Annotated in this window: 9 protein-coding genes and 1 pseudogene; 2 read left to right on the top strand and 8 right to left on the bottom strand. The window is 49.0% G+C overall.

The features are described from left to right. Window positions 1–434: 434 nt before the first annotated feature. From ACRJJO_RS21305 to nadC, 4 genes are all read right to left on the bottom strand, one after another. Window positions 435–2,636, bottom strand: a complete 2,202-nt coding sequence (locus tag ACRJJO_RS21305) for a putative bifunctional diguanylate cyclase/phosphodiesterase (protein ID WP_431067576.1) — start codon at window positions 2,634–2,636, stop codon at window positions 435–437. Between the two features lie 70 nt (window positions 2,637–2,706). Further along, complete coding sequence (locus ACRJJO_RS21300; protein ID WP_431067575.1) at window positions 2,707–3,390, bottom strand: hypothetical protein; 684 nt, start codon at window positions 3,388–3,390, stop codon at window positions 2,707–2,709. Window positions 3,391–3,802: 412 nt separating this feature from the next. Further along, window positions 3,803–4,285 (bottom strand): flavin reductase family protein, encoded by a 483-nt coding sequence (locus tag ACRJJO_RS21295; RefSeq protein WP_431067574.1) that lies wholly within the window; start codon window positions 4,283–4,285, stop codon window positions 3,803–3,805. Between the two features lies 1 nt (window position 4,286). Continuing rightward, window positions 4,287–5,117, bottom strand: coding sequence for a carboxylating nicotinate-nucleotide diphosphorylase (gene nadC / locus ACRJJO_RS21290; protein ID WP_431067573.1), 831 nt, complete (start codon window positions 5,115–5,117; stop codon window positions 4,287–4,289). Between the two features lie 31 nt (window positions 5,118–5,148). Between nadC and ampD the strand changes: the two genes are divergently transcribed. Further along, window positions 5,149–5,691, top strand: a complete 543-nt coding sequence (gene ampD, locus ACRJJO_RS21285; protein WP_431067572.1) for a 1,6-anhydro-N-acetylmuramyl-L-alanine amidase AmpD — start codon at window positions 5,149–5,151, stop codon at window positions 5,689–5,691. 82 nt (window positions 5,692–5,773) lie between these two features. On the opposite strand, the gene lspA is transcribed toward ampD, so the two are convergent. The 4 genes from lspA to ACRJJO_RS21265 all read right to left on the bottom strand — a co-directional run bounded on the left by lspA (window position 5,774) and on the right by ACRJJO_RS21265 (window position 10,517). Continuing rightward, entirely contained in the window at window positions 5,774–6,247 is a 474-nt protein-coding gene (gene lspA, locus ACRJJO_RS21280) for a signal peptidase II (protein WP_431067571.1), read from the bottom strand. A 16-nt stretch (window positions 6,248–6,263) separates the two neighbouring features. Then, complete coding sequence (ileS, locus tag ACRJJO_RS21275) at window positions 6,264–9,089, bottom strand: isoleucine--tRNA ligase (protein WP_431067570.1); 2,826 nt, start codon at window positions 9,087–9,089, stop codon at window positions 6,264–6,266. Window positions 9,090–9,104: 15 nt separating this feature from the next. Further along, window positions 9,105–10,034 carry a bifunctional riboflavin kinase/FAD synthetase gene (gene ribF, locus ACRJJO_RS21270; RefSeq protein WP_431067569.1) on the bottom strand — a complete coding sequence of 310 codons (930 nt, stop codon included), beginning with the start codon at window positions 10,032–10,034 and terminating at the stop codon, window positions 9,105–9,107. Between the two features lie 90 nt (window positions 10,035–10,124). Beyond that, on the bottom strand, window positions 10,125–10,517 hold the full coding sequence (locus tag ACRJJO_RS21265; RefSeq protein WP_431067568.1) for a hypothetical protein: 393 nt from the start codon (window positions 10,515–10,517) through the stop codon (window positions 10,125–10,127). A 20-nt stretch (window positions 10,518–10,537) separates the two neighbouring features. Between ACRJJO_RS21265 and ACRJJO_RS21260 the strand changes: the two are divergent. Continuing rightward, window positions 10,538–10,855 (top strand): annotated as a pseudogene (locus ACRJJO_RS21260) (transposase); the annotation flags it as partial. Window positions 10,856–11,230: the final 375 nt, after the last annotated feature.

Here is an 11,230-nt window from a genome sequence, read left to right as displayed (position 1 = left end):
CAAGCTGGAGCTTGGGTAACAGCATATTTTAGTTTTTGCGACTACGACTGGCCCCGGCTCGGACACTTGGCTTCGGCAAGCTGAAGCATCTTGCTAATCAGGTAACATAATATGTGTTGCCCCAACAAATTGATATTCTTTCCCCATAGGCGCCAACTTAAGGAAAAACGCGTCATTCCGCCAGGAATTGCCAGAGTCCAGATGCATGGATGCGACCGGACAAAATATTCATGAGTACGTCCCTGTACACTGATTACAGGCAATCCCTGCCGGTATGACGGGGCTTTTGGCCTTTGTCGATTTGGCTGAATGTTCTACATATCAGGAAAACTTATGTATTTATTTTGGTAGTCTTTTTGGTTCCGGCTTGTCCGGGTAGGGTAAAAGTAGTGATGATTTCAGAAAATACTCAACACAATTTTTAAGTCGATCGTTCATTCGCGTTTGGCTAGCAGCGCCTCAAAGGCTTCGGCGGATACGGGCTTTGAAAATAAGTACCCTTGAGCAAAATCACAACCCATTTTTTTGAGCAGCTCACACTGATCATGAGTTTCCACCCCTTCCGCGATCACCTTTATCTTGAGCTTGTGCGCCATAGCGATCATTGCTTCACAAAGCATCATTTCCTTCGATTGATCCAACAGATTGCAGACAAACAACCGATCTATTTTCAGGTAATCAATATCAAATCTTTGCAAGCAGGACAATGACAAGCAACCGGTGCCAAAATCGTCGATACCGATCGGCATACCGATATCGCGGAACGAAAACAACGGGTTTGAAACGGCGTGCGAAGCATCCATCAGCGGACCTTCGCCTATTTCGACTCCAATACTGTCTGCCGTAAGCCCACTTTGTTGCAAATACTCTAACCAAGTATTTTGATAATCGGCGCAATGGAATAACATTGGGGAGCCGTTGATGCTGATCTGAAAACGCTTATCAAAATATCTTCGCCAGAGCTTCACTTGTCGTGCCGCTTCTTTAAATACCCAATCGCTCATTTCAACGATTAATCCCGTCTTCTCGGCAACGGCAATGAAATTCGTCGGATCAAGCCATCCATGCTGCGGATGTCGCCAGCGGATCAGCGCCTCCGCCTTATAAATTACACCGCTTGCCAATTCGATAATGGGCTGATAATGCAACTGTAACTGATTATCGGCAAGCGTATCTCGTAAATCCTTAGCTAAAATGGCCGGGGATCGAACAGCCTCCTGTATGGTGCGCGTGAAATAACTGAACCGGTTACGGCCCGCCTCTTTGGCATCATACATGGCTTGATCGGCATTTTTTAACAATGCTTCAATTTCGGAAGCATCTTCCGGAAAAAATGTGATCCCGACACTAACGGATATATAGACCATTTCGCCATTCAGCAAAAACGGTTCAGCTAGTTGCGTCAATAGACTTTGAGCAATGCGTTCGACGCTGACACGATCCTCCAGTTCATTCAGAATTATTGCAAACTCATCGCCGCCCAGGCGTGCCACAGTGTCGGTCTCGCGCACGCAATGGCTCAGCCGCCGTGCAATCTCCAACAGCAGGATGTCTCCCATGTCGTGCCCCAAGGTATCATTGATTTCCTTGAACCGATCGAGATCAAGCAACATCAAAGCCATTGGCAGGCCTTCCCTATAAGCTTTTTTGATGGCTAATTGCACGCGGTCATAAAATAAATATCGGTTCGGCAAACCGGTCAACTGATCGAAGTTTGCCCGCTTCCACATCGCTTCTTCCGCACGCTTGCGAGCGGTAATGTCGGTGCCTATCGCGACACGCTGCAGCACCTTACCGTTGCTGTCGTAATTAGTGTTGATTCTCAGCCATTCAAGATAGATTTCACCATTCTTGCGGCGCTTCCAAATCTCGCCTTGCCAATGTCCGGTCTTCCGCAAGGCCTTCAATATAATCAAATAGAAACGACTGTCATGGCACTCGGATTTAAAAAATTGCACGAACTGACCGACGACGTCCTCTTCTGTGTAGCCGGTAAGTTTTGTGAAAGCGGGATTGACGGCAACGATACGGTAACTGGCGTCGGTAATCAAAATGGCTTCGTCTATCGCCTGATAGGCCATTGTGGCGATTTGTAATCGACGCTCGGTTTGCTTGCGTTCGGTAATGTCCGAAACTGCGGCACGGCAGGTTTGAAGTGTCGGATCGGCAATGGCCTTAATTTCTATCCAAATCACTCGCCCAGCAATTTTTAACATCGCCTCACAACTTTGAGGATGCCCGATTGCGAAAGTTTTCTCCAAAAAAGCATTGAAGGTAGACTGAAACTCTTCGCAGACTAGTTTTGCAAAACGTTGCCGGCTTAAGGTCGACCGAGACATGCCAAACAGCCGCTCTGCCGCCTGATTAGCACCGATAATGCTGCTATCTTCGGCCAGTATAAAATAAGCAATGGGTACAAAATCGTCGAGCTCGGTGTAACGTTTAAACGAGGTATCAAGCTGACTCGGCGCAATTCGCAACTTGCTCCGTTCGCCCGGGCGGACTTTTAGTTGGCGTTGTAGATTTTGGGAACCTGTCGCTTTTTGGACGATTGCCGCCGACATCTTAGTGAGTGTTCGCTCGGCATGCTGAGGCAGATGACTATCATCAATAGCACTATGGGGCATCTTTTTCATAAAACAGCTAACCCCCCTCGAATTTATTGAAAACAATGAACCTAGACTAGGTGTCGATAGCGCCTTTGAGTTAGTTTTTTGTCAGTAACTTGCCCTGTTCAAGTATTGATCCAATTTCTTCAAATTGAAGGACATTTCTATCGGTCGATAAAACAAAGTTGGCCAGCGCAGTGATTGCGAGCCAATTTGACCTATCATTGATAAAACTGAATGCGTCCATGAAGAGCGACTTGAGTTTTCTCTCTCTTAGTTCCCGAGTCACAATAAAGCAGTCAAGATACTCGTTGACTAGCTCCAAATCGGATGATCCGCCATAATATTGCAGCGCCTCGATATTCACTAGCCGAGAATTAATGGGTTCATTGTCGCGCAATGCGATATATCTGGCCTCAGCAAGCGGTCCAACGAGTAAATTGATGATATCGGCTTCAAAAGCACACTGATAAGCAAGCTTTTGTGCATTAGAAAAGTATTTTGTCGTTTCGTGAAACGATGTTGCTATCGTATGAATCAAGCGGCCGCCTTCTACTTTAGCCATATATCGAGCCGATCGATCTCCTAAACACTCGGATGACTGAAAGTCGGTATTTAACGGTTTGACACATATCTGAAAAAAAACCGGCGGCAATCCTTTCTCTTGGTTGCCCAAATGTATAGCGGCAGCATGGCCCGCTTCATGGAAAGCGATGTTACGGCTAATTTCTCTATGGGATTCTGAAGATGAGTCCTTAAAATTAAAGGTACGATTCATCATGGGGGGAGCCCTCTCTTAAGATATAAGATTATTCTGTTTTATCGGGGGTTTAGTATTTATGAATCGTCATCTGAAAACTATACGTATGAATACTTACAAAATGTATGGATACTTACAACAACCGGATGTTTCATGAAAAAAGGTGAAAAAAGGGGTCAAATGAAAAAAGGGGTCTGAAAAAAGTGAAAAAAGGGGTCAGGTTAAATTATTAACTTATTCTAACTCTCATGAAGGACTGACAATTGCTTCAACAAATGAAAGTTCGAGGCGCGGGGTGGGTGAGGGATAATTTGAAGCTTCACCAAGCAGGTAAAAGTGTTGTAGACCGTTCGTGCTTCGACTCGGCTCAGCACGAACGGTCTACAACACATGCCAACTTCTCTCTTTTTAGGGTTATCTTTTTCTGATGACGTTATTCGTCGTATAGCTCGCTGCTGCCATCCATATCGCCGGTCTGACTGTAGAGCATCAAGGGACCGCTTCTAAGCATCGCCGCATCGACGACCCTCAACACAGCGATGCGGTGATCGCCGGCATCGGTGAAATGACTGAGCTCGCAATCGAAATAGGCGAGACTTTCTGATAATACCGGCGCGCCGGTTTTCTCCTGTTGCCAAACATATCCCGACATTTTATCGGGCCCGGAGCGGCCGAAATGCTCGGCCATGGTCATTTGATCCCTGCCTAGAACATTGACCGAACAGCATTTGCCGGCCTCAAGGAGTCGATAAGAATAATGCTCAGGATTGATGCTCAGCGCCAGCATAACCGGATCGAAAGACACTTGCATGACCCACGCGGCGGTGAAGGCATTGGTTTTTTCGCCGTCGCGCACGCCGACCACATAAACGCCGTGACTGATTAGCCGGCATAAATCCGCTTTTTTTTCGCTCATGTCAATTCACCAGGTTGATACGCATCGACAAATCAATCGCTTTGATATTTTTGGTCAATGCGCCGATCGAAATAAAATCGACACCGGTTTCGGCAATTTTTTTAACGCTTTTTAAATCGATATTACCCGACGCTTCCAATCCGACTCGGCCGCCGTTGAGCTTAACCGCGGCCTTCAAATCTTGAAGACTGAAATTATCGAGCATGATCCGGTCCGGTGCGGCAGCAAGCGCCTGTTCAAACTCCTGAAGATTCTCCACTTCGATTTCGACCGGCAATTCGGATAGCTCGCGTGCCATTTGTACTGCGGCGGTAATCGAACCCGCCGCAATGATATGATTTTCCTTGATCAAGATGCCGTCGAACAGGCCGATCCGATGATTAACGCAACCGCCGCAAACCACTGCGTATTTTTGAAGTTTTCTCAAACCGGGTAGAGTTTTACGCGTATCGAGGATACGGCACTCCGTTCCGGCTACCGCATCGGCATATCCTCTAGCTTGCGTCGCGGTTGCTGACATTGTTTGTAGAATATTTAACGCACTTCGTTCACCTGTCAACAAGGCACGAGCATTACCCTGCAAACGACATAGCACAGTATCCTTGGAGACCTTATCACCCTCGGTGACTAGCCACTCGATATGTACATTTTCGTCCAAGAACCGGAACACGGCGTCGAAACAGGCGTGTCCGCATAAAACCATGTCTTCACGCGTGATGACTTCAGCCCGAGCGTTTTTGTTTTCGGGAATAATTTGCGCGGTAATATCCCCGGTACCGATATCTTCTTCGAGAAAAAGTTGGATTTGCTCAACAATGGACGATTGGTTCATACTTTCGTACTCCGAATAATTATAAAACCCCATGAAACTCACCAATCACTGTCTCGATGATTGTAAGCAAAGGCCTTCACCGAATCATGACGAACGCCCCGACCCCGACAATATTTCGCTAGTTGTGATTCATTGCATCAGCTTACCGCCCGGCGAATTCGGTACGCCCCATATCGACCGTTTGTTTAGCAATACATTATGCCCCAGCGATCACCCTTATTTTCAAGACATTCATCAAATAAGAGTTTCGGCGCATTTGCTGATCCGAAGGACCGGCGAAGTCGTGCAATACGTACCATTCGACAAACGCGCCTGGCATGCGGGCCTTTCAAGCTATCGAGGTCGGGAACGCTGTAATGATTTTTCAATCGGCATCGAGCTCGAAGGAACCGAAACATCGCCCTATACCGACGAACAATATGAACAACTCGCGGCAACGCTAAAATGCTTATTTGCACATTATCCGAAATTATCCAAACAAACGTTGACCGGCCATAGCGATATTGCACCAAACCGCAAGACCGACCCGGGTCCGTCGTTCGATTGGGATAGGTTGTTCGATTTGTTAATGTAGGGTGCGCTACGAGACGCCTTTCGAACAAATCGGAATGGATACTCATCAAAAGGTACGCGATATGTACCCTACCACCGCTTTTTCACGAGGCTTCGTCTTTTTTGCCAATACCGAACGATTCGGCAATCATCAACGCGACACCGATCGTAATCGCCGAGTCGGCGATGTTGAACGCCGGCCAATGCCAGTCTTGATAATAGACATCGAGAAAATCGATCACATAGCCGTAGGCGAGTCGGTCGATCAGATTGCCGACCGCGCCGCCGAGTACCAAGGCCAACGAAACCGCCAACAGGGTTTCATGCCGCTTGAGCCTTGCTAACCAAACCGTGATCACAACACTAATCACGAAGGCCAACGCGGCGAAAAACCAACGCTGCCAGCCGCCGGCCTCACTCAAGAAACTGAAGGCCGCGCCGGTGTTATGCACATAGGTCAGATTAAAAAAAGGTATTACTTGAATCGATTGATAAAGCTGCATGTTCGCCGCTACCGCCAGTTTGGTAATTTGATCCAGAACCAGCACGACAAACGATAACCAAAGCCATTTCAACATTCGACCCGTCCTTATTTTAAGCGAAACGTCGGACTTCGCCGTCGCCAACGATATTCTCGACGCAGCGTCCACATAATTCAGGATGATTCGGATCGACGCCGATATCTGCGCGTTGATGCCAGCAGCGCACGCACTTGGCGTGACCGGATACCGAGACCTTGATTTTTAACCCTTCCAACTCAGCTTGTACGGCATCATCGGGACTCGATGCCAGCACTTGAACCGTTGCCGCCGACGTAATAAACACAAAATGCAATTCACTCTCGAGTTGTTTCAATACCGGGAAGTTACGCTCGTCGGCATACAAAGTGACCTCGGCATTGAGCGATGCCCCAATCGCACCGGTTTTGCGCACCCGCTCCAATTCCTTGCTGACCGCTTCGCGCACGGCCATCACCTTTGACCAAAAATCTCTGTCCATCGGAGAATCTTTGTCCAACTCAAAAAGGCCTTGGTACCAGGTTTCGAGAAACACCGACTGACTACGCTGCCCCGGCAGATAGTGCCAAATTTCGTCGGCGGTATAGCTGATAATCGGCGACAACCATCGGGCTAACGCTTCGGCGACATGATACATCGCAGTTTGCGCGGACCTACGCGCCAAACCGTCCGCTTTCGCGGTATATTGCCGATCTTTAATGATGTCGAGATAAAAACCGCCGAGGTCGACGGCACAGAAGTTATGCACTTTTTGATAGACTTGGTGGAATTGATAGCTTTCATAAGCGGCAACGACCTCTTGCTGCAAACAATAAGCGCGGTCGACGACCCAGCGGTCCAATGCCAACAGTTCGTTCGCTGGAACCGTATGCAGAGCCGGATCGAAACCGTCCAAGTTGGACAACAAGAAACGGGCCGTATTACGCAAGCGCCGGTAAACATCAGAGGTTCTTTTCAGAATTTCGTCCGAGACATTCATTTCGGCGCGATAGTCGGTCGCCGAAACCCACAGGCGCAACACATCAGCACCCAAGGTTTTCATGATCGTTTGCGGCGCGACGACATTGCCGCTCGACTTGGACATTTTTTTGCCGTCCGCATCGACCGTGAAACCGTGCGTCAATACCGCCTTGTAAGGCGCAACACCTCGCATCGCGACCGATGCCAAGAGGGACGATTGAAACCAACCCCGATGTTGATCCGACCCTTCCAAATACAAGTCGGCCGGAAAATCCAAATTATCCCTGGCATCGAGTACGGCATAATGCGTCACGCCGGAGTCGAACCAGACATCGAGCGTATCTTGCATTTTTTCATAATGTTCGGCATCGGCGTCGAGTAATTCAGCCGCATCCAATTCGAACCAGGCGTCGATGCCTTTTTGTTCGATGCGAAGAGCCACTTGTTCGATCAATGCCTCGGTGTTCGGATGCAGATCCCCGCTTTCCTTATGCACGAATAACGCGATCGGCACGCCCCAAGTACGCTGACGCGACACGCACCAATCCGGGCGTCCGCCGACCATACCTTCGATACGGGCCTGCCCCCAATCCGGTATCCATTGGACCTTGTTGATTTCCTCCAAGGCCTTATCGCGCAAGCCGTTTTTCTCCATCGAGATAAACCATTGCGGTGTCGCGCGGAAGATGATCGGCGTCTTATGCCGCCAGCAATGCGGATAACTGTGTAGCATCGATTCGTGATGCACCAACTTGCCTCGCTCGGCCAACACTTCGAGCACATGGTCGTTCGCTGTGAAGACATGCTCGCCGGCAAACAATTCGGTATTCGGCAAGAACACACCGTTGTCGCCGACCGGATTGTCCACCGGCAAATCGTATTTCAGGCCGACCACATAGTCTTCTTGACCGTGGCCGGGAGCGGTATGCACGGCGCCGGTGCCCGCCTCGACCGTGACGTGCTCGCCGAGAATAACCGGCACTTTACGCTCATAGAACGGATGCTGTAACAGCAGATTTTCCAGCGCATCACCTTTGCAATAGGCAATTACATGATATTCCTCAATGCCGTAACGGAGCATCGCATCCTTCATCAAGGCTTCGGCCAAGACCAAACGTTCTTTTGCGCCGTCTTTTTCGCATTGCACGACCGCATATTCCAATTCCGGGTTCAATGCAACAGCTTGGTTGGCCGGCAAGGTCCACGGCGTGGTCGTCCAAATCACGGCCGAGAGCGGGCCTTCGCCTTCGTGCTCGGGCACATGATGACAGCGCGCCAAAAATGCGGCTTCGTCGACGACCTGAAAGCGCACGTCGATCGCAGGCGAATGCTTGTCTTCATATTCGACTTCGGCCTCGGCCAGCGCCGAACCGCAATCGGTACACCAATGCACTGGTTTCGCGCCCTTACTCAAATGGCCGTTTTTGCTAATTTTACCCAGTGCGCGAACGATGTCTGCCTCGAATTTAAAGTTCATCGTTAAATAAGGGTTATCCCATTCACCCAATACGCCCAAGCGAATGAATTCGCCCTTTTGCATCTCGACTTGCTTAGCCGCATAGTCGCGGCAGGCATTGCGGAATTCGGCTTCGGAAACTTTGCCGCCGGCCTTACCGACTTTCTTTTCGACCATCAGTTCGATCGGTAAGCCATGACAATCCCACCCCGGAACGTAAGGCGCATCAAATCCGCTCAATGACTTGGACTTAACGATAATATCTTTCAGAACTTTATTGACCGCGTGACCGATATGAATCGCACCGTTCGCATAAGGCGGGCCGTCATGCAGAATGAATCGAGGGCGTCCGGCAAACTCTTCCCTAATTTTCTGATACAGATCGATTTCGTTCCAAGCCGCCAGCCGCTCCGGTTCGCGTTGCGCCAGATTGGCCTTCATCGGAAAATCCGTTTTAGGTAAATTCAGTGTAGTTTTATAATCCATCGTCGTTAACTTGAGTTAAATCAGTAAAATTTTTTTAGCTTCGTCCACATCGTTGACGATCTGCGCCTTGAGTTCGTCCAGCGAAGGAAAACGCATTTCATTTCTTATTTTCTTCTTGAAATGCACTTCGACATAGTGCCCGTAAATATCGCGGTTGAAATCGAATAAATGGGTCTCCAAAATCACCTTCGAACCGCCGCCCACGGTTGGTCGCGTGCCGACATTGGCAATACCGGGTATTTCCCGTCCATCGATGCCGGTCATGACAACCGCGAACACGCCCTCGATCGGTGTGTTTTTTCGCGATAGCTGAATATTTGCGGTTGGAAATCCTATCGTGCGCCCTATCTTATCGCCATAGGCCACTCGACCACAAACCGAATAAGAACGCCCGAGCATGCCGGCGGCATAATCCAGGTCGCCTTCACCCAAGGCATCACGAATCATCGTACTACTGACCCGATGCCCATCTATTTGATAAGAAGGTGTATCTTCGACCTGAAAACCGAACTCACAGCCCTTTTCCTTCAACATCGCAAAATTACCGCGCCGCGCCTTGCCGAAATGAAAGTCGTCGCCGACCACGAGATATTTGACATTCAGCCGTTTCAGCAAAATATCTTCGATAAAATCTTCGGCCTCCAAATCGGCAAAGAAGCGATTAAAACGCAGTATCAATACTCGATCAATAGGCGATGCCGAGAACTGAATGATTTTTTCCCGTAATCGAGTTAGACGCGACGGAGCGTTTCTTCCTTGAAAATATTCCAAAGGCTGGGGTTCGAATATCAAAGCGACCGACGGCAAGCCCATTTCCCGGCCTTGCCGTGCCAATTTGTCGATAACCGCCCGGTGACCTAAGTGCAAACCGTCGAAATTGCCTATCGTCAGCACACAACCTTTCGGCAGAGGTTCAATGTGAGCCAATCCTCTAATCAATCGCATGAATACATCTTGCTGGAAAAACAGGGAATTCTATCATTATCCGGCGTCTGTGACCGACAAATTGCATTCCAATCACACGGTAAATTTGCGTTAACCCTTTAAGTAAGGCGTGACGCCGCGTATAGAATTCTGAGTCATACGCAAATAGTCAAAAACCAACCGGATATTACGGTTCAATTGCTGCATTTTTTCAGTCACGCTCGTCTTTCCTTTGGCGAACATTTTGATCACCCCGTCTGCAAACCGGCGTAGTCGCGTCATGTTCTCAGGGCCATTGCCATTTGAAATTTGGCAGCGATCTTCGTCATAATTCCAATCGATAATATAGTGACACGAATTTTCGATGGTCCAATGCCCACGATTAATTGCGAGTAGTCGTTGAGCATTCGCTTGTTCAGCGGGTCTACTGGTCATACCCAAGGCAATTTCACGGGTAAGCTTCTGGCTCTTTTTATGAAAGACTTCGCGTTCGATCAGAAACAACTATCCTGACACAGAGGGACGGCAAAGGCTATGCCAGTAGCCGAGATTATGCGGCGAGTCTGGGCCTGGTTCCCGGGCAGCATAGCAGCGGCGATAAACCCCGCTATCTGGGGATCAGTAAACGGGGTAATCGTTATATCCGAACCAACTTAATTCATGGTGCCCGCGCGGTGGTCAAAAACTGTGCTGGCAAATCGGATCAACTCAGCCGGTGGCTGCAGGCCTTGGTCGAGCGCCGCGGCTTTAACAAGGCTGCGGTTCCCCTAGCCAACAAAAACGCCCGGATACTGTGGGCGATGACCACGAAAAACGAAGCTTATCAAGGGGCGCCTGCCTAACGCGGGCATCGGGCAGGGTTATCCACCCTTTGTCCACGGGCTCCCAGCTAGAGAGGAGAGCTCGGAGCCCGTGGACAAAGCGTGGATAACCCTGATGAGTGAGATTGATTTAACCGAGTCCACAAGATTGCGGAGGCAAGCAGACAATCAGTGATGACAACAACAGGTCAGACCGGTGCTTTTACAACCCGTTATACCCATAGGTTCTTAAGAAACCGTTACGATGGTTGAGGAATAAGCGCACGGATAGATTCATCAGGAGTCCTGAGGCAATAAAGCCTCTGTTGAGAGACCGGATATATGGCAGCAATCTTGATCTCTGTTTTGACATCAATTTTTGAAAACTAGGCTTGCAATAAACGAGGAGTCCATATA

It is taken from the genome of Methylotuvimicrobium sp., from assembly GCF_050611805.1.
Classification (GTDB): domain Bacteria; phylum Pseudomonadota; class Gammaproteobacteria; order Methylococcales; family Methylomonadaceae; genus Methylotuvimicrobium.
Note: the sequence above shows the minus strand (reverse complement) of the source record. Positions and strands in the feature narration are given on the sequence as shown.